Here is a 24,085-nt window from a genome sequence, read left to right as displayed (position 1 = left end):
CACGCCCGACCGCGGACCATGTTCGACAAGCAGTTGATCGCTACGCCATCGGATTCGCTTGCCGAGCTGGAGCCGACGGCTGCGCTCACCGATCCCGAACGCGCCCTGCAGCTCTACGAGCTGCACGAGGGCTACGGGCAGTGGAAGGTGATCTTCCCAGGCACCGTGGTGCTGTCCGAGCGGGTCGCAGAGATCTACGGCCTGCACCTGCCGAGCTCGGTGCCGCTGCAGGAACTGGTCAAGCTCTACCTCGTGGAGGATCGCGGCAAGCTGCTTACCCTGATCGCCCAGGCGCTACAGGACCGGCGCGGCTTCCGCTGCCGGCTGCGCATCGCGCGCGACGGGGAGATCCGCATGATCGAAACCATTGCCGACCTCCGCACCCGCGATGGGCGGGTGATCGAGCTGTTCGGCGCCAGCCGCGACGTCACCGCCGAGATGGAGCGCGAGCTCGCGGTGCAGGGCCGGCTCAAGCTGGTGCAGGATCTGGTGGGCGACATGCCGGCGCCGATCGCGGTGCTGGACGACAAGCTGCGGGTGCTCGACTGCTCGCTCTACTGGCTGAAGGCGCATCGCTATGTCGAGCGGCGCGAGGTGATCGGCAAGACGCTCGCGCAGCTCTACCCCGAGATGTCGGCCGAGCAGGCGGCTGAATACGAAGCGGCGCTAAAGGGCCAGACGGTCAAGACCCGACGCAGCTTCGTCAGCCCCAGTACCGGCGCCGCCGTGGCGTTCAACACCATCATCCGGCCGTGGTTCGCGGCCGACCGCAAGGTGGGCGGCATCACCATCACTATCGGCTGGGCGGAAATCGCCACCACCAGGAGCGCCGCACCGGCGCCCGCGCCGGTGGAAGATTTCGACGGCTCGCTGCTCGACATGCTGAAGACGGTGGTTTGACGCCACCGCGGTTTTCCTCGATTGAAGCGGCATGAACCTGCCGCCCCTCCCCATTGACGAGGCCCTGCCCCGGTTGCTGGCAGCGCTCGAGGCCGGACCCTATGCGGTGCTGGTGGCGCCGCCGGGAGCCGGCAAGACGACGCGCGTGCCCCTGGCCCTGCTCGAGGCGCCGTGGCGAGGCGACGGCCGGATCGTCATGCTGGAGCCGCGGCGGCTGGCCGCACGGGCCGCGGCGCGACGCATGGCACAGTCGCTGGGCGACGAAGTCGGCGGCGTGGTTGGCTATCGCGTCCGGCTCGACGCCAAGGTCAGCAAACGGACGCGCATCGAGGTGGTGACCGAAGGCGTGTTCACCCGGATGATCCTCGAAGACCCCGAACTGACCGGCATCGCGGCGGTGTTGTTCGACGAGTTTCATGAGCGCAGCCTCGATGCTGATCTGGGGCTGGCGTTGGCGCTCGATGCGGGGGCGTTGCGTGACGACCTGCGTATCCTCGTGATGTCAGCGACGATCGACGGCGCCCGGGTGGCGGAACTGCTCGAGCGGGCGCCGGTGGTGACCTCGGAGGGCCGGTCGTTCCCGGTCGAAACGCTGTGGCGCGACCGCGACCCGCTCAAGAAGCTCGAAGACCAGGTGACGAGCGTGGTGCTCGAGGCGCTGCGGGCGCAGCCCGGGTCGGCGCTGGTGTTTCTGCCCGGGCAAGCCGAGATCGGGCGCGTGGCGGAGCGGCTGGCGGGCCGTGTTCCCGCCGATGTCGATATCGTGCCGCTCTATGGGCAGCTGACGCCGGAAGAACAGGACCGCGCGGTGCAGCCGGCCCGCCCCGGCCGGCGCAAGGTGGTGCTGGCGACCTCGATCGCCGAGACCTCGCTGACCATCGAGGGGGTGCGGATCGTCGTCGACAGCGGGCTCAGGCGCGCGCCGGCCTATGAGCCGGCAACCGGGCTGTCGGTGCTCGAGACCCGCAAGGTGTCGCGTGCCTCGGCCGAGCAGCGGCGTGGACGCGCCGGACGGGTCGAACCGGGGGTGTGCTACCGGCTGTGGAGCGAGGGTCAGAATGCGGCGCTCGCGCCATTCGACGCGCCGGAAATACTCGAGGCGGACCTCAGCGGCCTGGCGCTCGATCTCGCCGCTTGGGGGGTTGGCAATCCGGCCCAGCTCAAATTCCTCGATCCACCGCCCGGACCGGCATGGGCCGAAGCGCTCGCTCTGCTCAAAGAACTCGAAGCGCTGGACGCGGCCGGCCGGATCACCGAGGAAGGCAAGGCGCTGGCGCGGCTGCCGCTGCACCCTCGGCTGGGGCATATGATCCACCGGGCGGCCAAGGAGGAGGATGCGTTGACGGCGGCGCAACTGGCGGTGCTGCTGGGTGAACGCGGACTTGGTGGCGATGGCACCGACCTGACGCACCGGCTCGAGCGGTTCGGGCACGAACGCGGCAAGCGGGCCGACGAGGCGCATCAACTGGCGCGGCGCTGGGCGGCAATGGTGGGCAACACCGGCACGGGCGGCGAAGTCGGGCGCCACCTGGCGCGAGCCTATCCCGACCGGGTGGCGCAGCAGGCCGGTGCCCGTGGACGGTTTCGCCTCGCCAACGGGCGACAGGCGAGCCTCGAAGACACCGATGCGCTGGCCAACGCGTCCTATCTGGTGGTGACCGACATCACCGGTGCGGCAGCAAGCGGACGGATTCGCGCGGCGGCGGCGATCGAGCGCGCCACGATCGAGGAACTCTTCGCGACGGAGATCGTCGACGAGGTGGCGATGGCGTTCGACCGCGGCTCCCGCAGCGTCAGGGCGCGGCGAGTGCGACGGTTGGGCGCCCTGCGGCTCGACGAGAGCCCGATGGCGATTGCCGACCCGGAGGCGGCGGCAGCGGCGTTGGCCGAAGGGATTGCCGGGCTCGGGGTTGGGACGCTGCCCTGGACGAAGGAACAGAAGGCGCTGCGGGCCCGGGCGAGCTACCTGCGCGCGACGCTGGGCGAAGACTGGCCCGACCTCTCCGACGCCGGGTTGGCGGCTGACATGGGCTGGCTGGTGCCGGCTATCACAGGCAGAACGGCGCTGAGCGAGATCGCGGCGGACGATCTCGGCGCGGCGCTGGAGGGTTTGTTGCCCTGGGCGCGGCGGCAGGAGATCGAACGGCTATTGCCGTCGCATTTCGACGCGCCTTCCGGGTCACGCCTGCCGATCGACTACGGTGCCGAGAACGGTCCGGCGCTCGAGGTGCGGGTGCAGGAGTTGTTCGGGCTCGACCGGCACCCAAGCGTTGCGAACGGCAAGGTGCCGCTGCTGCTGGTTCTGCTCAGCCCGGCGCATCGACCAATCCAGACGACACGGGACCTGCCCGGCTTCTGGCGCGGCAGCTGGAAGGACGTGGCCAAGGATCTGAAGGGTCGCTACCCGCGGCACCACTGGCCGGAGAACCCGCTGGAAGCGGCGGCGACGGCGCGGGCGAAGCCGCGGGGGACGTGAGGGCCTTGTCCCTTCTCCCCTTGTATGTTCCGTTTGTGGGTCGATAGTGATCAGATCTGACCCTGCAGGTTCTGGTGTTTTTCCGGGGCCTGTGGTCGGGGGGCGTGTGTCTCCCCTGAGCGTTCGAGCTCGTCCTTGAGCGTACGCCTCCGGCCCTTCGTGACGATCTCGAACGGTTGGTTGGGCTTTGGGCCCGCATACAAGGCAGAGCATCATGATCGCTTCCCCCGACTATGTCAGCGTCGACGTATCCAAGCAGCACCTGGACCTGGCCATAACCGAGACCGCGGTGCTTCGTGTTTCCAATACTCAGGCAGGGGTGCGCCGCCTGATCGTGCGGCTCGGGACGCTGAGGCGGCCGCACGTGGTGTGTGAAGCCACTGGCAGCTATACCCGACTGATGGCTCGCGAACTGGCTGAACACGGCATTGCCCTGAGCAAGGTCAACCCCCGCCGGGTGAGGGATCTGGCCCGTGCCGACGGGCAGATGGCCAAGACCGATGCGATTGACGCGCAGGCCATCCTGCGCTTCGCTCGCCTCATGCAGCCACAGCCCGATCCGCACGATCCCTATGCCCTGGAGCTGACCGACCTGGTACGTCGGCGTCGGCAGATGGTGGACATGCTGGCCATGGAGAAGCAGCGCAGCGAGCACCCCGAGGGCCAGACGATCAAGGCCAGCATCAAGGCCCATATCGACTTCCTGAGTACTCAGATCGCCGCCATCGATAAGCAGATCACCGAGCACATCGCACAGCATGCCGGCCTGCACCGCCGGGCCGAACTGCTGGCCTCCATTCCCGGCATCGGCCGGGTCACGGCAGCCGTACTCATCGCCGAGATGCCCGAGTTGGGCAGCATCGGTAACAAGCAGGCAGCAGCTCTGGCGGGGGTGGCGCCCTTCGTGCACGACAGCGGCCAGATGCGAGGCCAAGCTCATATCGCGGGCGGTCGATTGTCGGTGCGCTGCGCCCTCTACATGGCCACAATCTCAGCCATCCGCGCCAACCCACCCATCAAAACCTTCTATCAAAGGCTCCGCAGCCAAGGCAAACCGGCAAAGCTGGCCATCGTCGCCGCCATGCGAAAGCTGCTCACGACCGCAAACGCCATCCTCGCAAACGACGCACCTTGGATCCCAAGCCCAGCTTGACTTCAAACACGGTTGCTCAGGGGAGAAGGTGGCCGAAGGCCGGATGAAGGGTGAAGCGATAGCGCAATGCTGGACGATCCAGCACGCCTGAGAGGCTGCACCCCTCACCCTAGCTTCGTCAGGGCGCGGAGCGCCCAAGCTGCGCTTGCCCTCTCCCCTGAGGGGCGAGGGGCGGGTCGCACCGCTGGTTCAGGCCGGCCCAGCCGCCCGCAGCACGGCCAGGAACTCCGCCCCATAGCGCTTGAGCTTGCTCTCGCCGATGCCGGGGATCGTGCCGAGTTCGGCCATGGTCTGCGGCCGCTCCAGCGCCATGGCGCGCAGCGTCGTGTCGTGGAACACCACATAGGGCGGCACGCCCTGCGATTTGGCGATACTGGCGCGTTCGGAGCGCAGCGCTTCGAACAGCGATTGCGCGGCGGGCGGCAGCGCCACCGCATTCTGCAGCGAACGGCGGGTCTCGGTGGCGCGGCGCGGACGGTCGCGTCGCAGCGTGATCTTGCGCTCGCCGCGGAACACTTCGCGCGAGCCTTCACCCAGATGCAGCGCGCCGAAGGAATGGTCGACGGTGATAAGCCCCATGGCAGTGAGCTGGCGGATCACCGATTGCCAGGAGCGCTGGTCGAGATCCCTCCCCTGCCCGAATACCGGCTGATCCTGATGGCTGAACTGGGTGACCTTATCGGTGACCTTGCCCAGCAGCACGTCGACGATGTGCCCGGCGCCGAAGCGCTGGCCGGTGCGGTAGACACAGGCCATGGCCTTGATCGCGGCGTCCGACCCGTCCCAGGTTTCGACCGGCGACACGCAGGTATCGCAATTGTTGCAATTGCCCGGGTGCGGCTCGCCGAAATGGGCGAGGATGGCCTTGCGGCGGCATTCCGGCGTCTCGCAGACCGCGAGCAGCGCAGTGAGCTTCAGCCGCTCGACCCGTTTCACTTCATCGGGCGCATTGCCCTCGTCGATCATGCGGCGGCGCTGCGCCACGTCGGCCATGCCATAGCACATCCAGGCTTCAGCCGGCAGGCCGTCGCGGCCGGCGCGGCCGGTCTCCTGGTAATAGGCTTCGATGGACGACGGCAGGTCCATGTGCGCGACATAGCGCACGTCCGGCTTGTCGATGCCCATGCCGAAGGCGACCGTGGCGACGAGGCAGAGCGACTCTTCCTTGAGGAAGGCATCCTGGTTGGCCGCGCGATCCCTGGCGTTCATCCCGGCATGATACGGCAGCGCCCGGATACCCTGCTTGTTCAGCCACTCGGCGGTCGAGTCGACCTTGGCGCGGGAGAGGCAGTAGACGATGCCCGAATTGCCGGTATGGCGGGCGAGGAAGCTCTTCAGCTGGGCGCGGGCATTGTCGCGCTCGACGATCGAATAGCTGATATTGGGCCGGTCGAAGCTGGTGGTGAAGATGCGCGCATCGGTCAGGCCGAGCCGCTCGACGATGTCGTCCCGGGTGGTCGGGTCGGCCGTGGCGGTGAGCGCGATGCGCGGCACGCCCGGGTAGTCGGCGGCGATCGAAGCGAGTTCGCGATATTCGGGGCGGAAATCGTGCCCCCACTGGCTGACGCAATGCGCCTCGTCGATGGCGATGAGCGAAATGTCGACGCCCTGCATCATCGCCTTGAACCCCGGCAGCACCAGGCGTTCGGGAGCGACGTAGAGCAGGTCGAGCTTGCCGGACTTGAGATCGCGGAAGGTGCGCGAGGAGTCTTCGGAGCTGACCGAGGAGTTGAGGGTCGCGGCGTTGACGCCGGCTTGCCGCAGCGCCTCGACCTGATCGCGCATCAGGGCGATGAGCGGCGAGACGACGATGCCGACGCCCCTGCGCGCCAAAGCCGGCACCTGGAAGCACATCGACTTGCCGGCGCCGGTGGGAAACAGCACGACCGCATCGCCGCCGGCGGTCACGTGCCTAACCACATCCTCCTGCTGGCCGCGAAAACTCTGGTGCCCGAAGACGGTGCGCAGGATCTCAGCGGGGTCGCGCGGCGGCGTATCGAAGAGCGACTCAAGCATGGGGCGATAGAGTCGGATGCCGGGGGTTGGGGTCAAGGGTTTGTTATGCGTATCGGCTCTGGCAGTGGCCGGGCCCCACCCCACCGAGCTTCGCTAGGCGGCTTGGCCGCCAAGCTGCGCTGCCCTCCCCATCAAGGGGAGGGACACGAAGGAACCGAGACGCTGCAGCTAGCGTCTCCCTCCCCCTTGTGGGGAGGGATCAAGGGTGGAGGTGGCCACGTCCACAGGTCTAGTTCGCGTCGATGAAGGCCAGAGCGGTTTCGACCAGCTTGGGCGAGGTCATCATGGTGTAGTGGGTGACACCCGGCAGGATGGCGAGGCGGTTCTGGTTCATGCCGGAGCCGTCCCAGAGGGCATCCTGCAAGCCACCGCCGAGCAGCTCGAAGAACTTCGCCGCGTGGCTGGTGCGGACCGCGTCCCAATCGCCATAGACCAGTTGCGTCGGGACCTTGAGATTGGGGATGTCGGCGGAGAAGTCATAGTCCTTGCCCATGTACTGCATCTGGTCGAGCAGCTTGGGGAAGTTCACCTCGGGGTCGGGGTTCACCGCAGCAAAGCCCTGGTAGAGCGGCGAGGGCTTCATCATCTCGAACTGGCTGGCGTTCAGCGACCGCATGCCCTGCTGGTTGTAGTCGTGCCAGCCGGCAAAGGCGAAGGGCGCCGAGGCGATGACCAGTTTGTCGACCAGCTCGGGGTGGGCCAGCGCCAGGCGCAGGCCAATGGTGCCGCCCATCGAATAGCCGACGACATCGACCTTCTCGAGCCCCAGTGACTTGATTACCGCGGCGACGTCGGCGGCCATGTTGTCGAAGCTCATCGGACGGTCGAGCGGGCCGGTGTGGCCGTGCCCCTGTGCCTCGACGGCGATCACCTGGCGAGAGGCGGCAAAGCCGGAGAGCACCGGGCCGAAGGCCTCGATGGTCATCAGGCCGCCATGCAGCAGGACGAGCGGCGCGCCCTCGCCATAGGTGGCGTAGTAGACCTTGCCGCCGGTGACGGGGACATAGCCGGATGTAGTTGCGGTGAGCATGGGAGCAGTTCCTTGTTGAGCAGTTGCAGACAGGACCGGCAGGGTGGAAGCAAAGCCGGTGAGAAGGGCGATGGCAAGGACGGTACGACGTAGCATTGGTGGTCTCCTTGAGTTGGGTATGGCTCCGCCGGTCCCGCTGTTGCGAGCTGGCTCGGCCGATAGTTTTGTGGTTCCTCCCCTCACCCGTCCCGGCTTCGCCGGTCCACGCTCTCCCCGACGGGGAGAGGAACACCGACTGCACGGTCGGCGCCTGTTCTTCTCCCCGACGGGAGAAGGTGGCGCATAGCGCCGGATGAGCGGTCTTCTGCTAGCTGGTCAGCATTTCGATGGCCTTCTGGACGCGCCGGAGCCTCGTCTCCGGGGCTTTGGCGCCTTCGATGGCGGTGACGTGGGCCTTCTTGTGGCTGGGAGCGAGCTTGTTCCACGCGGCCAGCGCCACCGGATCGGCGTCGAGGGCGGCCTGCAGGTCGCCGGGAGCCTCGACGATGCGAGGCTGGTCGTCGAGGACCAGCTCGACCTCGTGCGTCTGGTTGCCCCTCACCCCGGTGATGCCGCGGATCTCGGCGCTGACGCCGACCAGCAGGTGCTCGCCCATGGTCGCCACCTTGCTGCGCCAGGTGTGGCCGGCGAGGCTGACGACGACCAGCGGATTCTTGCCGCCATTGAGCGCGTCGCGCACTTCAGGGGGCACGATGATGCCGGTATTGTTGCCGGATTGGAGGATCGTGGTCACGAACTTCATTTGCCTGCTCCAGTCATCAGGTGGACGGCGAGCTTGTCGAAGCTCTCCAGCACGCCCTCGCGGAAGCCGCGACGGACGACGGCGTCCTTGTTGGCGGCGGTGTCGAAATAGGCATCCAGCGTCAGCCGGGTGCGGCCATCGCCGAGATCGGTCAGGGTGATGACCCGCAAGAAGCTCGGTGGCGGATTGTTGCCGAAAGCTTCCGCCTCGAGCTGGCGGTTGCGATAGACGATCCGCTCGGGCGGGGTCACCTCGATGAACTCGCTGTCGGCGGGATAGTCCTTGCCGTCGGGACCGCGCATCACATGGTACCAGCGGCCACCGGGGCGAAGGTCGAGCTCGACGACAGGGTTGGTGAAGCCCTTGGGACCCCACCACCGGCTCAGGTGGTACGGATCGGCGAACATCATCCAGACCAGCTCGCGCGGCGCATCGAACTCGCGCTCGATCTCGAGCCGGCGGTCGGAAGGGATGGTGGTGAGGTCGGGGAGCATGGGTCAGGCTTCTTGAGTGAGTTCGGCGAGCAGCTGGTCCATGACGGCGAAGCCGTGGCGCATGCCCTTCTCCATTCCCGAGGCGACCATCCCATCGCGATCGGCGATGCTGTCGTAGTTGGAGACTGACCTGTAGTGCGTGACGGCGCCGTCTTCCTCGAAAGTGTGGGTCTCGACCAGCGTCTTGCCGAAGAACATGTTCTCCATGCCGAAGGTCCAGACGAACTTCTCGGGCTCGTGCACCTCGCGATACTCGCCGACGAAGATATAGACATTGCCATCGGCGGCGTGGGACTCGATGCGCCACTTGCCGCCCGGCCGCACATCGAGCGCGGTGATGACGTTCCTCTGGCCCTCGGTCCCCCACCAGCGGGCGACGTGCTCGCGCTCGGTCATCACTCGCCAGACCAGGGCGCGCGGCGCGGCGAAATCCCGGGTGGCGATGACGATGGGTTCGTTCGCCGGGGCATCGATCTTGAGGTTGTCGAGTGCCATTTTCAGCTCCTTGAGTTGCTTGAGATAGGCGTCGAGGCGATCGAGGCTTTCAGCCCAGTACCGCCAGTAAAGTACGAACCAGTGTGGTGTTCCGGCGCCCTGCTCCAGGTTCTGGCGCAAGGCTTCGCCGTCGCGCTGCCGGCGGTAGTCCGACAGCGCTATGACCTTGGGTCGCTGCATCTGATTTCAGGCCCTGCGGCCCCGAAGAGTTCCTAGTTGGTCGCGCGATCGAACCGCAAAAGTCTCGGAACTTTTGCTGATCACGCTCCGCCTAGTTCCGGGAGCCGCCAGGATCTCCCTTCTGCAGTTCGGCCAGGTAATCGCCGAGGCGATCGAGGCTCTCGTCCCAGAAGCGGCGGTAGTTCTCGACCCAGTCCGCGACCTCGGCCATCGGGGCCGCCTCGAGCCGGCAGGGACGCCACTGGGCTTCCTTGCCGCGGGAGATCAGCCCCGCCTTTTCCAGCACCTTGAGGTGCTTGGATACGGCGGCCATCGACATGTCGTAGGGCTCGGCCAATTCGCTGACTGTCGCCTCGCCCAGCGCCAGCCGGGCGAGGATGCCGCGGCGGGTGGGGTCGGCGAGAGCAGCGAGCGTCGTGGACAAGTGGTCGGTCATTGCAGGTCTCTCGGAGTCAGGCAGCAGCGCGCGCGGTGTCGGCGCCGGAGAAGAAGTCGATCAGCACCGGGGCGACGAGCTCGGCTGCCGCATCGTGGCTCTGGCCAGGCAGCGAGGCAAAACGCGCGCCGGGGCTGGTCTCGCGGGCAAGGCGCACCGGTTCCTTCAACTGCTTGAAGGTCTTGTCGCCGCTCATGACGATGGTCGGAACGCGGATCGAGCGGGCCGCCTCCGTCGGGAAGCCGTAGCCTTCCATCACCGCGGTATCGTGCGGCAGGCTGGGGGCATTGTGCATCATCGCCTTCCAGTGCGGGTTGAGCCGCATCATCGGCATCATGATCGCCGGCATGCCGATCATCTTGACCATGAAGAACCTGGCGAGCTCCGGCCGCCGGTCCTCGCGCACCAGTCGTTCGACTTCGGCCTGGTAGCCCGCCGGCATCGGCTTGCCACCGGGAACATCGGTGAAGGGCGGCTCGAAGATCGCCAGCCGGTCGACCGGCAGGCCGCGCGCGGCGGCGAACAGCGCCAGCGCTCCACCCGACGACGTGCCGTAGAGGCTGGCCGAACCGCCAGCGATATCGATCAGCGCGGCAAGGTCCTCGTATTCGCGATCGGGCGAATAGTCGGTCGACAGGTCGCTGTCGCCGCGGCTGCGCCGGTCATAGTTGTAGACGGTGAAATGTGGAGCGAGCAGCGGCGCCAGCTTGGGCATCGGGCCCATGTTGCGGCCGCACCAGGCGCCATCGATCAGGATCACGGCCGGGCCGGAGCCACGTACGTCGTAGGCGATCCTGGTGCCGTCGCGAGAGACGAAGGTGTTCATGGCGCTTACTCCTGCTGGAACGCCGCGGTGGCGCTGAGGGTGAAAAGGTAGAGGTCGAGCTTGTCGCTGCCTTCCGAGACGGTGGTGGCAAAGCCGCGGCTGATGGCCTCGTCGCGCGCCGCCAGCGAGATGAAGCGGACCGTGATGCGCACCTCGGTCAGTCGACCGGCTTCAGCCAGGGTCATCTCGGTGACCATTTCGGCCGGCGGCAGTTCGTCGCCGAAGCGGTAGCCGTTGGGCGCATCGCGCCAGGCCAGCCGCTCCACCGGCGAAATCTCGAGATAGGCGCTGGTGTAGTCGTACTCGTTGCCCGAGGCGAAACGCATCACCTGGCGCCAGGCGCCGCCTACCCGCAGATCGACCTCGCTCACCGGATTGGAGGCGCCTCTGGGCCCCCAGAAATGCACCAGGTGGCGGGGCTCGGTGTAGCAGCGCCAGACCAGCGTGCGCGGCGCTTCGAAGCTGCGGGCGATCAGGATCACCGGATGGTTGGCCGGCGTGGTGACGGCGGAAGTGTTGGTCGGGGCGCTGCCGGAAAGTTCGATGCCGTCCATTTCTCAACCTTTAAGTTGATAACTTATTGGTTGAATACTTCTCCCAAACCGGCTTGTCAACCGATCGGTTAAGGAAACTGTCGGGAACAAGAGGGACCAGCGAAGCCGGTTGAGCGGAGAGCAGGATGCGCCGGCCTTGCAAGCGGTGAGAGGCCGGCAGATCCTATGCCCGGTCAGGCGGGGAGGAGCGCGGCGGAGATCAGCTTGATCGAGCGCAGGCGATTGTCGGGGTCGGTCGGCCCCATCTGCACCGCATCGGGAAAGCGCAGTTCGAGTTCGAGGCGGCCATCGGATGGTGCAGGCAGCGACAGCGAAAACTGCTGTGGGACCGGCGCGTTGAGACTCAGGGTATCGAGCAGCTTGCCATTGGCGATAACCTCGACATCCTGAGGCACGACCAGGTCGGCCTTCTTGACCGCCACCAGCGAGAGCTGCAGCGTCAGCGCGGTGGCGGGCTGGGCATAGACGAAGCGGAGCCGGGCGCTGGTGCCCACCGCATGGGTGCCGTCGCCGGCCGGTCCCTCCCAGCCGCAGACCCGGATCGGCTTGGCGGCATCGGCTCCCTCGGGAGTGAAGGCAATGACGGTGCCGAGTCGATAGCTGCCGCTTACCGGCTGGTTCAGGCAGGTGGTGGTCTTGTCGATGTAGTAGGCGCGATAGTCGGGCGACACATCGGGGTGCAGCATCAGCCAGACCACGCCGAGTTCGAACAGCGCGACGAGACCGACAAGCAGATAGGCACCGAGGCGGAGGGCACTAGACAAGGCTCAGGTACCCCGTCAGCCAGCCGATGGTGGTGAAGTAGCCGGCGGTGAGCAGGCCGAGCAGCGCCAGGGCGAACAGCCAGCGGCGACTGGCCAGCAGCTCGGTGAGCAGCAACGGCATCGGCGCGAGCGCCGCGGTGAAGCGCAGCACCGAGGCCATGCCGGCGAACAGCGGCAGAGTGAGGCAGATCAGCGAATAGACCGCCATGCCGTAACGCTTCCTGACCAGCAGGAGGATCGAGAGCCCGTAGCCGACGAGGACGGCGACGGCAAGCTGCTGCGATGGCGTGGGCACCCAGCCCTCTTTCGGGAAGCTGGTCAGCGCGTTCCAGACAAAGACCGGCGGCAGGCCGGTGGGCCGTGACCAGGCCCGCTGCACGTGGCTGAAGGCGAGGGCGTCGCCGATGTGGAAATGCAGATAGGCCATGTAGGCGAAGAGGCCGAGCGGCGCGATGAACAGCGCCAGCAAATGCTCGGGCCGCTTCAGCACCGCAGGAACGAAGTCGCGCCAGCTGCCGCCGTTGCTACGGTGCGCCTGCCAGAGCTCGATCAGGATGGCGAAGACGATGAACACGCCGACAATGCGAGTGGCGGACAGCAGCGCAGCGAACAGGCCGGCCAGCAGGAACCGCCGCTTCTGCAGCGCGGCAAAGACGCAAAGCGTCAGAAACAGGAACAGCACCTCGGTGTAGAAGGTGGTGAACCAGATCGAGAACGGCCCGGCCAACAGGAAAGCCGAGAACAGGGTGTAAGCGCGCAGATCCTTGCCGAGCAGCGGCCAGGCGACGCGGGCCGAGGCGATGCAAAGAATGATCGACAAGGCGGTGGCCGCAACGATGGTCTCGAGTCCGGTCAGGGTGCGGACGATGGCGACGAGGATGGGATAGAGCGGGAAGAACGCCCAGTTGCCGGCATTGATCATCGTCGGTACCGGGAAGGGATCGTAGCCGGTCTGCGAAAGCTTGACGTACCAGGAGCAATCCCACCGGCACATGCCCTGCGCGAAACTGGCGATCGAAGCGTCGGGAACCGTGGCGGCAAACGCGAGATAGCGGATCACGAGGCCCGCGATGGCCAAGGCCAGCGGGACGAGGATCAGCACAATGCCGAGCGGCAGGGTTCGAGGGGGACGAAGCGCGACGGCGTCGCTCATTCCATGGATTCCGGGTGCGGAAACAGCCAGAACTCCTAACGCATTGCGGCGAAATCATATCCATTCCGCAGGTGCATAGCTCCTATGCAACAACTTTCGGCGCTCAACGGCGTTGCGGATTTCGTGTTTGGTGTCGCGATCCTCCCATAGCGTTTGTGCATGTATTCTGTTCCTTACCATCGGCTCGATCGGCGAGCCTTTCTCCGGGCCGCCGCCGCAGCGGCCGCGCTGCTCTCCACTACCTCCCTAACCCGTGTCGCCTTTGCCCAGGAGAGCCAGGCGGAGGCATTTGACTATGAGGTGCTGACCGAGCGCATGCGTGCGAAGGCGGCCGAGCCGTTCAACGCTGCGGTGCCGGAGCTGCCGAAACTGTTTGCCGGCCTCGACTATGACGGCTACCGCAAGATCCAGTTCGATGCGCAGCACGCGCGCTGGCTCGACAACAATTCGGGCTTCCAGGTGCATGCCTTCCCGATGGGCTGGCTGTTCAAGGAACCGGTTGGGGTGTTCGAGGTGGTCGACGGCAAGGCCGCGCCGTTCGGCTTCTCCAACGCCGATTTCCTGTTCTACGACAAGGCGATGGGCGAGGAGGCCGCTGCCGAGGCGTTCCCCGGCATCGCCGGCGTGCGCATCAACTATCCGGTGAACGTTCCCGACAAGATGGACGAGCTGGTCTCGTTCCTCGGCTCGAGCTATTTCCGCGCGCTGGGGCGGAACAACATTTACGGGCTCAGCGCCCGCGGCCTCGCGGTCAACTCATGGCAATCCGGCCCGGAAGAATTCCCGCGCTTCTCGGCGTTCTGGCTGGAGCGCCCGAGCGAGGGCAAGCCGCTGGTCGCCTATGCCAGCCTCGAGGGCCCGAGCGTTACCGGCGCTTATCGCTTCGAGATCACCCCGGCGAGCGATGCGGCGCAGGAGACGGTGATCGATATCACGGCGCGCCTGTTCTTCCGCGCCGATATCGGCGAGATCGGCATTGCGCCGCTCACCTCGATGTTCCTGTTCGCCGAGACCAACCGCTCGAGCTTCGACGACTACCGTCCGCAGGTGCATGACAGCAACGGGCTGATCGTCGAGCGCGATGGCGGCGAGGTGTTCTGGCGGCCGCTCAACAATACGCCTGGGATAGGCAACTCCTACCTGTGGGAGAACAACCCGCGCGCCTTCGGCCTTTACCAGCGCGATCGCAGCTTCGAGACCTACCAGGATGCCGGGGCGCATTACGAGCGCCGGCCGTCGGCGCGGGTCGAGCCGGTGGGCGATTGGGGCCAGGGCAGCGTCCGGCTGATCGAGGCTCCGTCACGGCTCGAAGCCGAAGACAATATCGTGGCCTTCTGGATCCCCTCCGACCCGATCAGGGCCGGTGACAGCAGGGAATTCCACTATCGGCTGATCTGGGGCGACCTGTTGCCCAAGGACGATGCCCCGCTGGCGCATGTGGTCGAAACCCGTGCCGGCCAGGGCGGGGTGTCGGGCGTCGCCAATGACGTGAAGCTCAGGAAATTCGTGATCGACTTCGCCGGCGGCGAACTGACGGCGATGCCGACCGAGGCCAAGCTCGACGTGGTCGCCACCGCGAGCGCCGGCGAAATCGTCTCAACGGCGCTGTCGAAGGTCGAAGCCAACGGTGTGTGGCGGCTGGCTCTCGACGTGATGATCGATGGTACCGAACCGGTCGAGCTCAAGGCCAACATCGTCAGCTCCGGCCGGACGATCAGCGAAACCTGGCTCTATCAGTGGAGGGCACTGGCATGAAGCACGACCGTTCCGAAGCGTTCTCCGGCGCGCTTCCCGATGCTCCGCTCGCCATGCCCAAGCAGGTGCTGGAACGGCGGCGCAGCTCGCTGCTGCTGACGCTGCGCGCCGCATTCGCGGCGGCGCTGCCGCGTTTCTGACGGCGGGGAGCCCCACCCATGCCGCCAACAGAGCGCCGATAGATGGCAAGAGCCCACCTGACCCGAGCCCTGGCTTTGGGCGCGACCGCGCTGCTCAGCCTCGGCGGCGGTTGGCTGTACATGCGCTTCATCGGCAATGACGGCACGAGCCTGCTCGACGTGCTGCGGACCGCGCTGTTCACGCTGGTGGGGTTCTGGCTGGTCTGGGGCGGCGTCACCGGCGTGCTGGGCATCCTCGCTCCACCCAGACGACCGAGGCGCAGCGCCGGGCGGCCGCGCGGCATGACGGCAATCCTGATGCCGGTCTACAACGAAGACGCGGCAGCGAGCTTTTCGCGGGTCGCGGCGATGAACCGCAGTATTGTCGGCCTGGGGCTGGCGGACCGCTTCCACTTCGCCATCCTGTCGGACACCAACCGCGACGAAGTGGCGGCCGAAGAAATCGTCTGGTTCGAGCAATTGCTGGCCGAACCGCTGGCCGAGGGCCGGGTGTTCTATCGCCGGCGCGAGCGCAATATCGGCAAGAAGGCCGGCAATATCGAAGACTTCATCTCCCGCTCGGGCGGCGCTTACGACTATGCGCTGATCCTCGACGCCGACAGCCTGATGGACGGCGCGACGATCGCCGCGATGGCCAAACGGATGGATGACGACCCACGGCTCGGCCTGCTGCAGACCGTGCCCGAAGTGATCCACGCGCACAGCCTGTTCGGCCGGGTGATGCAGTTCTCGGCGGCCTATCTCTCGCCCTATTTCGCCCGCGGCACCGCGCTGATGCAGGGCGAGGAGGGTCCGTATTGGGGGCATAACGCCATCGTTCGCGTCCGCGCCTTCGCCGCCAGTTGCGGCCTGCCGGTGCTGTCGGGCAAGCCGCCGGCCGGTGGGCATATCCTCAGCCACGACTATGTCGAGGCAGCGCTGCTGTCGCGCGCCGACTGGAAGGTCGAAGTCGACCCGTATCTGGGCGGCTCCTATGAGGAAGGCCCGGAGAACCTGATCGAGTATGCCAAGCGCGACCGGCGCTGGTGCCAGGGCAACCTGCAACATCGGCGGGTCCTGGGCGCGCCGGGGCTGAAGCTCTGGAGTCGGTTCACGTTCGTCCAGGGCATCATGGCTTATGTCGCCTCGCCGCTGTGGCTGGCGCTGCTCGCGGCCAGCATTCTCGCCGCGGCGCTGCCGAGCAAATACTGGTGGCGGGACAACGAGACCGGCATCTGGGTGCTGGCCGTGGCGGTGGCAATCGCGCTGCTCCTGCCCAAGTTCCTGATCCTCGCCCGCTCGACCCTGGGCGGTCGCAACAAGATGTTTGGCGGCACCATCCGTGCCGGCCTGTCGGTGATCGCCGAGATCGTCATCTCGACCCTCTTGGCGCCGATCATGCTGTGCTTCCAGAGCAAGGCGGTGATCGAGATCCTCCTGGGGCTCGATGGCGGCTGGCCGGCGACCAACCGCGACGAAGGCCGGGTGAGCCTGCCAACCGCCTTCGCCGCGAGCTGGTGGGTGACGGTATCGGGCGCGGCGGTGCTCGCAATCTCCACCGCGTTCGCCAGCGATCTGGTGCCGTGGCTGCTGCCGGTGGCGCTGCCGGCGATCGGCGCCCCGCTGCTGATCGCGATGACCTCGCACGGCATTACGAGCGGACGCAGGCCGATCCTCTTCACCACCGCCAGCGAAACCGCGCCGGCGCCGATCATCGTCGAGCAGCAGCGCATCCTGTTGAGCTGGACGCAGCAGGGCCCTGCCTTGGTCGAGCCCGCCCTTGCCGGAACGGCCACCGTGCATGCCTGAGACCGCCGCCACGCTGAAGCGCGCTCCGCTGCTCGAGCGCCTCAAGACTTTTGCAGGCTTCGCCACCGCGGAGGCGGGTGCGGTCGCGCCGCGCACCGGCCGCGACGCACGGCTCGACATGTTCCGCGGGCTGGCCCTGGTGATGATCTTCATCAATCACGTGCCGGGGACGTTCTACGAGAACCTGACGAGCCGGAACTTCGGTTTCTCGGATGCCGCCGAGGCCTTCGTCTTCATGTCCGGCCTCGCCGCCGGGCTCGCCTATTCGGGGCGTTTCATCAGCGGGCCGATCTGGCCGGCGATCGCCAAAGTGTGGGCGCGGGCGCGGCAGCTCTATTTCGTGCATCTCAGCATCACCATGATCGCGCTGGCCATCTTCGCGGCGGCGGCCTGGTGGTTCGGGCTCGACGAGCTCCTGGAAAAGAACAATCTCGCGCCGATCTTCGGCTTCCCGCTGCAGACCATGATCGGGCTGCCGCTGCTGACGCATCAGCTGGGCTACCTCAACATCCTGCCGCTCTACATGACGCTGCTGCTGTTGACCCCGCTGGTGATCGCGGTGGGGCTGCGCTGGCCCGTGCAGACGCTGCTCGGCTCGATCCTGATCTGGGCGTTGGCCGGACAGTTTCGCATCAACCTGCCGAACTTCCCCACGCAGGGCGGCTGGTTCTTCAATCCGTTCTCCTGGCAGATCCTGTTCGTCGTCGGGCTGCTCTCGGGCATGGCGGTGAAGCAGGGGCGACGCTTCGTGCCGAAAAGCCCGGTGCTGTTCGGGCTGGCTGCGGCATTCCTCATCTTCGTGCTGTTGTGGGTGAAGATCCCGCCGCTCGGCGATCTCGGCCGGCAGGGCCTGGGCTTGCTGAGCAAGCTCGGGCTGCCCTTCTACGTCACCTGGTTCGACAAGACCTTCCTCGCGCTGCCGCGGCTATTGCATGCGCTGGCGCTGTTCTACGTCGTCGCCTCGCTGGGCGTGATGTACCGGATCGCCGAGTCGCGACTCACTGCGCCGCTGCGGATGATGGGGCGGCAGGGCCTTGCCGTATTTGCGACGGGGACCGTGCTGAGCCTGCTTCTCCAGGCAGTCAAGACCGGCGTCGAAGGCGGCCTGCTGCTCGATACGCTGCTGCTCGGCGGCGGCTTGCTGCTGCTGGTCGGGCTTGCCTATGTGCTGACGCGCACACAGGACATGGCGCGCGCCGCAGCCCGCCCGGCGAGCTGACACAACTCTCACATTTCGGAGAGCAGCCACAGCTGATGCAACCTTGCGCCTTGCCGCATGGTTCGGCACGGGACTAGCCTGTCCACTCAGGGGAATGCCTGTGCTGGAGTGCGGGAGCGTTAGGTGACCCGACGGCGACCACTCTATAGCCGATCGCAGCGGCCGCGAAGCACGGCAGGTTCGGCTTGGGTGGCGCGCGACGGGGTGAGCCCGGTCTATCTCGACGCTGCGGACGAGCCTACTCAGCCAACATTGCAAACGCGTGTCAGCCGGCGCTGGAGCCAGCTCTACCAGCGGCACCAGGGCCCGGTGCTGGTGAGCGTGGGGGCGCTGGTGACGTTGCTGCTGATCGGTGTCTACGACCTCGTCACTCCCGACCCGCAACGGATCAGCGACTGGCAGTTCATGACCGCGGTCAACAAGGTGGTGGACGAACGACCCCGCGGCCCCTCGATCGCATCGGTGGCCTATGCCTCGGTGATCAAGTCGGTCGTACGGGTCGACGGCTACGAGGATGCAACCCAGGAGCCTGCCGCCGGCAACCCGGAAGGCCAGGCCGAGATCCCGGCCGAAGGCAAGGTGGAAGAGGATTTCCACGAGCGCTTCACCGCCGTCGGGACCGGCGTGGTCATCGACGATCAGGGCACCATCCTTACCAACCTGCATGTGGCGGGCGCCGCCAAGCAGCTGAGGGTGCAGTTCTGGGACGGCAGCGAATCCGAGGCGGTGATCGTCGGAGCGCGCCCCGAAAGCGACCTCGCCATCATCAGGCCACTGAAGTTGCCCGATGAGCTCGAACCGGCGACGCTGGCGACCAGCGCCGGACTCAACCCCGGCGACGAGGTGGTAGCGGTCGGCTTCCCGTTCGGCATCGGGCCCTCGGCCTCGGCTGGTGTGGTGTCGGGTCTCGGCCGTGCTCTGGCGGAGAACGGCCAGCCCAAACTGCAGAACCTCATCCAGTTCGACGCGGCGGCCAACCCGGGTAATTCCGGCGGACCACTGATCAATGGCGACGGCGAGGTGGTGGGGATCGTCACCGCCATCCTCAACCCATCCGGCCTCAGGACCTTCGCCGGTATCGGCTTTGCCGTACCGATCGAGAACGCCGCCGCGGCGGCAGGAGAAAACCCGCTCTAGCCCAGTAGAAGTTTGCTTTTTTGTCGCGCGGTCGAACCGCAAAAGTCTGCAACTTTTGCTGACCACGCTCCACCCGAATCCCGACGGAGAAAAATGGACGACACATCGAAAAACTCCGGCACCGCCGTCGCTTCACTGATGGAGCAGGTGATGTACGAGGTGAAGAAGGTCGTGGTCGGGCAGGACCATTTCCTCGAGCGGGTGCTGGTGGCGCTGCTCGCCAAGGGGCACCTCTTGGTCGAAGGCGTGCCGGGCCTGGCCAAAACCCTGACGGTCAACACGCTGGCCGACGTGATCCAGGGGCAGTTCAAGCGGGTGCAGTTCACCCCCGACCTGGTGCCGTCGGACCTGGTGGGCACCCGCATCTACAACCAGAAGACCGGCGACTTCTCGACGACGCTGGGGCCGGTGTTCTGCAACCTGCTGCTGGCGGACGAGATCAACCGCGCCCCTGCCAAGGTGCAGAGCGCCCTGCTCGAGGTGATGCAGGAGCGGCAGGTCACCATCGCCGGCGAGACCCACAAGGTGCCCAACCCGTTCGTGGTGATGGCCACGCAAAATCCGATCGAGACCGAGGGCACCTATCCGCTGCCCGAGGCGCAGGTCGACCGGTTCATGATGAAGGTCCTCGTCGGCTATCCGAGCGAAGAGGAGGAATTCGTCATCGTCTCGCGCGTCACCGGCCTCATGCAGGCGGTGACGCGAGTGGCGACCACCGAGCAACTGGTGGCGCTGCAGGCCAGATGCCACAGCCTGTACGTCGACCCCTCGCTGATCCAGTTCGCCGTCAAAGTGGTGAGCGCCACCCGCCACCCGGCAGCCGCGGGGCTGGGCGACATGCAGCGCTTCCTCACCTATGGCGCGAGCCCGCGCGCCTCGATCAACATGATTGAAGCCGGGCGGGCGCTGGCCTTCCTGCGCGGCCGGGAATACGTGCTGCCCGAGGACGTGCTCGACGTCACCCCGGACGTGCTGCGGCACAGGATCGTGCTGAGCTACGAGGCGATCTCGGAATCGATCACGCCCGACCAGATCATCGGCCAGGTGCTCAAGGCCATCCCCGCACCCGACAAACCCCTGGAGGCGCATGTCCGCATCGCCGCAGCAGGCTGAACGGCTCCTCGGCCGCCTCGAATGGACAGTGATCCGCAAGCTCGACGGCTTGCTGCAGGGCGACTATCGCACGCTGTTCCGCGGCTTTGGGCTCGATTTCGCCGATCTGCGCGAATACCAGACCTATGACGACGTCCGACATATCGACTGGAACGTCACGGCGCGCACCCAGGTGCCGCATGTGAGAATCTACAACGAGGATCGCGACGTCACCGCCTGGTTCCTGCTCGACCTCAGCCCGTCCGCGGATTTCGGCTCGGGCGCGGTGACCAAGCGGCAGATGCTCACCGAGTTCGCGGCGGTGCTGGCCCGGCTGCTGATCCGGCAGGGCAACAAGGTCGGAGCGATCCTGTTCAACGGGCAATCGGACTACGTGATCCCGCCGCATACCGGACGGCGGCACGTGCTGCACCTCGTCGACAAGGTGCTGGCCAACCCGCGCCTGCTGCGCTCGCCAGAGACCGACCTCGACGCCTTCATCGGCCGGGCCATGGGGCTGATGCGGCGACGCTCGATCTGCTTCGTGGTGTCCGACTTCATTTCGCGACCCGGCTGGGAACGCGGCCTGTTCCGGCTCAGCCAGCGGCACGAGGCGGTGGCGGTGCGGCTGCTCGATCCCCTGGACATGGCGTTACCCGATGTCGGCATGCTGCTGTTCCAGGATGCCGAGACCGGCGAGCAGTTGTTCGTCGATACGATGGACAAGGGCTTCCGGCGGCGCTTCGTCGCCGCGGCCGCCGCCAACGAGGAAGCCCAGATGGAAGCGTTCGCGGCGGCGGGGCTCGACGTGCTGGAGCTCTCGACGTCGGACGACCTGGTCGATGCGGTGTTGCGCTTTGCCAGTATGCGCAAGGTGCAGTCGCGGCTGGGCGGGGTCAGCAGTCTGCCCGAGGTGCTCGATGCCGGTGCGGAGGCGATGCGATGACCTTCATCTGGATGGACATGCTCTGGCTGCTGCTGCTGGTGCCGGTGCTGGTCGGCGCCTATGTCTGGCTGCTGCGGCGGCGCAAGAAGGCGGCCTTGCGTTATGCCAATCTCGCCATCGTCAAGCAGGCGATGGGCAAGAGCATGGGCTGGCGCCGGCACGTGCCCCCTGCCCTGCTGCTCGCTGCGATAACGGTGCTGATCGTCGCCGTGGCGCGCCCCGCCGCGGTGGTCGAACTGGCTTCGTCGCGCGCCACGGTGATCCTCTCGATGGATGTGTCGGGCTCGATGCGGGCCCGCGACGTCGAGCCGTCGCGCATCGTCGCGGCACAGGAAGCGGCCAAGGAGTTCATCCGCAAGCAACCGGCCGATGTGCAGGTCGGCATCGTCGCGTTTGCTTCGGCGGCGGTGCTGGTACAGGCGCCGACCATCGACCGCGAGGCGCTGTACCAGGCGATCAACAGCTTCGACCTGAGGCGCGGCACGGCGGTCGGCTCCGGCGTGCTGGTGGCGCTGGCGACGATCTTCCCCGACCAGAATTTCGACCTCGACGGCAGCGGCAACCAGCGCGACCAGTTGGGGCTGCCGAGCTTCGGCGGCGAGCGCTTCGGCGCAAGCGGCGGCGCCGACGGCTTGCTGAGCGGCACGGCGAGCGAACCGCCCACCCGGCACATGCCCGTCGAGCCGGGCTCCTATGACAGCGCAGTGGTGATCCTGCTCACCGACGGCGCCACCACCACGGGCCCCGATCCGGTCGCGGCGGGACGGATCGCCGGCGACTACGGAGTGAAGGTGTTCACCGTCGGCTTCGGCTCGGCCTCGGGCGACGTGGTGGATTTCGGCGGACGCTCAATGCGAGCGCAGCTCGACTCGACGACCTTGCAGGCGATCGCCGACGCCACTGACGGCGAATACTACGAAGCGACCAGCGCTGCCGACCTCGCCAAGGTCTACGACTCGCTCTCCACCCGGCTGGTCAGCGAGAAGAAGCTGACCGAAATCGCCTTCATCTACGCCGGGGTCGGCGCCTTGCTGGCGATGGCCGCCGCCGGGCTGTCGATGCTGTGGTTCGGGCGGATCGCTTAGGCGAGCGCGCGCCCTTCCGGTGGGTGGCGCAGCCAGCCTTGTCCCTTCTCCCCCCAGGGGAGAAGGTGGCGCGAAGCGCCGGATGAGGGGTGAAGCGGTGCAACGCGCGCTCGCTGAGAAGCTGAACCCCTCACCCAGTTCCGCTACGGACCTTCGGTCCTAGCTCCTCTACCCTTGCATGTTGATTGCAGCCGACTCTGTACAGAGTGGGCGGTCCCGGTCGGTGGCGACCGGCCGGGACCGGATGGACGGGACCGTCTGACCCTTGGTTTGAGCCGCGGGAGAGCTTGGTCCGTTTGTCCGTGTCGCTGGTCCTGAACAGATGATGGGGAGCAAGTCCCGCATGCAAGGCAAGGTTGAGTCCACAATCAGCGCGCTGGCAGTTTATGCCGGGATCGACGTGAGTAAAGACTGGCTGGATGTCTATCTGCATCCTGGCGGTCAGAGTTGGCGGGTGGCCAACACCCCGCTCGGGTTACGCCGACTGCGGCGGCACTTGGACGAGCTGGGGCTGCAGCTTGAGCGCGTGGTTCTGGAAGCCACCGGCAAGTATCACCGGCTGGCGTTCCGGACACTGAGTGCCTGGGGCTATGGGGTGGTGGTGATCAACCCGCTGCGGGCACGGCTGTTCGCCGAGGCGTGTGGGGTCTTGGCCAAGACCGATCGGATCGATGCGCGACTGTTGGCAGTCATGGGCCACAGCCTTGCTCCTCAGCCCAACCAGCCGGTGCCCCAGCAGCTCGAGCAGTTGCAGGAACTGGTGAATGCTTACACTGCCGCCCGCACCGAGGCGATCGCACTGGGCAACCGGCTGGAGCAGGCCACGGTGTCGTTCCTCAAGACCGAACTGAGGGGCCGCCTGACCAGCCTCAAGGGCCATGTGCAGCGCCTCGAGGCCAAGATCGAGCAACTGATCAAGGCCGATCCCGGGCTGGCCGGCCGTTATGCCATCCTGCTGTCCATCCCCGGCATCGGCGCCATCACTGCTGCCGCGCTGCTGGCCGGACTGAGCGAACTGGGCCGGTGTTCGGCCAAGGCCGCTGCCCTGCTTGCTGGCTTGGCACCCATTGCCGACGATAGCGGTCGCAGGCTGGGGCAACGCCACATCCGCGGTGGTCGAATGCAGGTACGCAACGCCCTCTACATGGCCGCCCTCAGCGCCGCCCGTTACAATCCAGATCTCAAGGCCGTCTACCAGCGCCTGCGCAACGCCGGCAAACCGCCCAAGGTCGCCCTCACAGCGGTGATGCGAAAGCTTGTCGTGCTCGCAAACACCCTGCTCACCCAGAACCGTCGCTGGGAGCCCAACCAACCCGAAACTGCTTGACCGCAAACACAGATGCTCTCCCCAGAGGGGCGAGGGGGCGCCTTCCTCGGCGCTGGTTTGATCCCTACTCCTCACCCCTTCCTCACCCGGCGACATTGTGGCTCTTGCGTGCCACATAAATTATGATAACCAGACTCATGTTTTAATCGAACGGCGAGCGGTCGGGGTAACCAGGGTGCGACTTGAGGATCTTGAGGACATGACGGCGCTACCGGAGACGGCAGCCAGGGCCGATCAGCAGGTCGGCCTGCCGAGCTTCACCACCGAGGAGCTGTTCGGCGGCGCCACCGAGATCGGCATCGCCCACCAGGGTCTCGTCTACCGGCTGCGGATCACGCGGCAGGGCAAACTCGTCCTCAACAAATAGGAGCGCCGCC

Annotated in this window: 23 protein-coding genes; 13 read left to right on the top strand and 10 right to left on the bottom strand. The window is 66.5% G+C overall.

Annotated features, from left to right (window positions below):
• Window positions 1-18: 18 nt before the first annotated feature.
• From APS40_RS15600 to APS40_RS15590, 3 genes are all read left to right on the top strand, one after another.
• The gene (locus tag APS40_RS15600) at window positions 19-900 is read left to right on the top strand and encodes a PAS domain-containing protein (RefSeq protein ID WP_055047929.1); all 882 of its coding nucleotides are present in this window, start codon (window positions 19-21) and stop codon (window positions 898-900) included.
• A 31-nt stretch (window positions 901-931) separates the two neighbouring features.
• On the top strand, window positions 932-3,376 hold the full coding sequence (hrpB, locus tag APS40_RS15595; RefSeq protein ID WP_055047928.1) for an ATP-dependent helicase HrpB: 2,445 nt from the start codon (window positions 932-934) through the stop codon (window positions 3,374-3,376).
• Between the two features lie 214 nt (window positions 3,377-3,590).
• Window positions 3,591-4,529 (top strand): IS110 family transposase, encoded by a 939-nt coding sequence (locus tag APS40_RS15590; RefSeq protein ID WP_236884116.1) that lies wholly within the window; start codon window positions 3,591-3,593, stop codon window positions 4,527-4,529.
• A gap of 189 nt (window positions 4,530-4,718) precedes the next feature.
• On the opposite strand, the gene recQ is transcribed toward APS40_RS15590, so the two are convergent.
• From recQ to APS40_RS15540, 10 genes are all read right to left on the bottom strand, one after another.
• A complete protein-coding gene (recQ, locus tag APS40_RS15585) occupies window positions 4,719-6,545 on the bottom strand; it encodes a DNA helicase RecQ (protein WP_055047927.1) in 1,827 nt (608 codons plus the stop codon).
• Between the two features lie 229 nt (window positions 6,546-6,774).
• Window positions 6,775-7,575, bottom strand: coding sequence for an alpha/beta fold hydrolase (locus APS40_RS15580; RefSeq protein WP_055047926.1), 801 nt, complete (start codon window positions 7,573-7,575; stop codon window positions 6,775-6,777).
• A 307-nt stretch (window positions 7,576-7,882) separates the two neighbouring features.
• The gene (locus tag APS40_RS15575; RefSeq protein WP_055047925.1) at window positions 7,883-8,317 is read right to left on the bottom strand and encodes a YdeI/OmpD-associated family protein; all 435 of its coding nucleotides are present in this window, start codon (window positions 8,315-8,317) and stop codon (window positions 7,883-7,885) included.
• The gene (locus tag APS40_RS15570; RefSeq protein ID WP_055047924.1) at window positions 8,314-8,811 is read right to left on the bottom strand and encodes an SRPBCC domain-containing protein; all 498 of its coding nucleotides are present in this window, start codon (window positions 8,809-8,811) and stop codon (window positions 8,314-8,316) included. Before APS40_RS15570 ends, APS40_RS15575 begins: the two co-directional genes overlap by 4 nt.
• Window positions 8,812-8,814: 3 nt before the next feature.
• Window positions 8,815-9,486: an SRPBCC family protein gene (locus APS40_RS15565; protein ID WP_055047923.1), complete on the bottom strand. Its 672-nt coding sequence runs from the start codon at window positions 9,484-9,486 to the stop codon at window positions 8,815-8,817.
• Between the two features lie 91 nt (window positions 9,487-9,577).
• Window positions 9,578-9,922 (bottom strand): ArsR/SmtB family transcription factor, encoded by a 345-nt coding sequence (locus APS40_RS15560; protein ID WP_055047922.1) that lies wholly within the window; start codon window positions 9,920-9,922, stop codon window positions 9,578-9,580.
• A gap of 16 nt (window positions 9,923-9,938) precedes the next feature.
• Window positions 9,939-10,748 (bottom strand): alpha/beta fold hydrolase, encoded by an 810-nt coding sequence (locus APS40_RS15555; RefSeq protein WP_055047921.1) that lies wholly within the window; start codon window positions 10,746-10,748, stop codon window positions 9,939-9,941.
• 5 nt (window positions 10,749-10,753) lie between these two features.
• Complete coding sequence (locus tag APS40_RS15550) at window positions 10,754-11,302, bottom strand: SRPBCC domain-containing protein (RefSeq protein ID WP_055047920.1); 549 nt, start codon at window positions 11,300-11,302, stop codon at window positions 10,754-10,756.
• Window positions 11,303-11,475: 173 nt separating this feature from the next.
• On the bottom strand, window positions 11,476-12,066 hold the full coding sequence (locus APS40_RS15545; RefSeq protein ID WP_055047919.1) for a hypothetical protein: 591 nt from the start codon (window positions 12,064-12,066) through the stop codon (window positions 11,476-11,478).
• Window positions 12,059-13,219: a hypothetical protein gene (locus APS40_RS15540; protein WP_055047918.1), complete on the bottom strand. Its 1,161-nt coding sequence runs from the start codon at window positions 13,217-13,219 to the stop codon at window positions 12,059-12,061. The genes APS40_RS15545 and APS40_RS15540 overlap by 8 nt, the downstream gene beginning before the upstream one ends.
• Before the next feature lie 159 nt (window positions 13,220-13,378).
• Here APS40_RS15540 and APS40_RS15535 point away from each other — a divergent pair, with 159 nt between their 5' ends.
• The 10 genes from APS40_RS15535 (at window position 13,379) to hemP (ending at window position 24,075) form a co-directional block, all read left to right on the top strand.
• A complete protein-coding gene (locus tag APS40_RS15535; RefSeq protein ID WP_055047917.1) occupies window positions 13,379-14,974 on the top strand; it encodes a glucan biosynthesis protein in 1,596 nt (531 codons plus the stop codon).
• On the top strand, window positions 14,971-15,114 hold the full coding sequence (locus tag APS40_RS24940) for a hypothetical protein (protein ID WP_156342952.1): 144 nt from the start codon (window positions 14,971-14,973) through the stop codon (window positions 15,112-15,114). The genes APS40_RS15535 and APS40_RS24940 overlap by 4 nt, the downstream gene beginning before the upstream one ends.
• Before the next feature lie 42 nt (window positions 15,115-15,156).
• Window positions 15,157-16,902 (top strand): glucans biosynthesis glucosyltransferase MdoH, encoded by a 1,746-nt coding sequence (mdoH, locus tag APS40_RS15530; protein WP_055047916.1) that lies wholly within the window; start codon window positions 15,157-15,159, stop codon window positions 16,900-16,902.
• The gene (locus tag APS40_RS15525) at window positions 16,895-18,121 is read left to right on the top strand and encodes an OpgC family protein (protein ID WP_082434450.1); all 1,227 of its coding nucleotides are present in this window, start codon (window positions 16,895-16,897) and stop codon (window positions 18,119-18,121) included. Before mdoH ends, APS40_RS15525 begins: the two co-directional genes overlap by 8 nt.
• Window positions 18,122-18,373: 252 nt before the next feature.
• Entirely contained in the window at window positions 18,374-19,258 is an 885-nt protein-coding gene (locus APS40_RS15520; RefSeq protein ID WP_055047915.1) for a S1C family serine protease, read from the top strand.
• A 93-nt stretch (window positions 19,259-19,351) separates the two neighbouring features.
• Window positions 19,352-20,371: an AAA family ATPase gene (locus tag APS40_RS15515; protein WP_055047914.1), complete on the top strand. Its 1,020-nt coding sequence runs from the start codon at window positions 19,352-19,354 to the stop codon at window positions 20,369-20,371.
• On the top strand, window positions 20,346-21,296 hold the full coding sequence (locus tag APS40_RS15510; protein ID WP_055047913.1) for a DUF58 domain-containing protein: 951 nt from the start codon (window positions 20,346-20,348) through the stop codon (window positions 21,294-21,296). Before APS40_RS15515 ends, APS40_RS15510 begins: the two co-directional genes overlap by 26 nt.
• Window positions 21,293-22,381, top strand: coding sequence for a VWA domain-containing protein (locus APS40_RS15505; protein ID WP_055047912.1), 1,089 nt, complete (start codon window positions 21,293-21,295; stop codon window positions 22,379-22,381). The genes APS40_RS15510 and APS40_RS15505 overlap by 4 nt, the downstream gene beginning before the upstream one ends.
• A 343-nt stretch (window positions 22,382-22,724) precedes the next feature.
• The gene (locus tag APS40_RS15500) at window positions 22,725-23,708 is read left to right on the top strand and encodes an IS110 family transposase (RefSeq protein WP_055047656.1); all 984 of its coding nucleotides are present in this window, start codon (window positions 22,725-22,727) and stop codon (window positions 23,706-23,708) included.
• 199 nt (window positions 23,709-23,907) lie between these two features.
• Complete coding sequence (gene hemP / locus APS40_RS24545; RefSeq protein WP_082434449.1) at window positions 23,908-24,075, top strand: hemin uptake protein HemP; 168 nt, start codon at window positions 23,908-23,910, stop codon at window positions 24,073-24,075.
• The last annotated feature ends 10 nt before the right edge of the window (window positions 24,076-24,085 follow it).

Origin of the sequence: Devosia sp. A16, assembly GCF_001402915.1 — a bacterium.
GTDB lineage: Bacteria > Pseudomonadota > Alphaproteobacteria > Rhizobiales > Devosiaceae > Devosia_A.
Note: the sequence above shows the minus strand (reverse complement) of the source record. Positions and strands in the feature narration are given on the sequence as shown.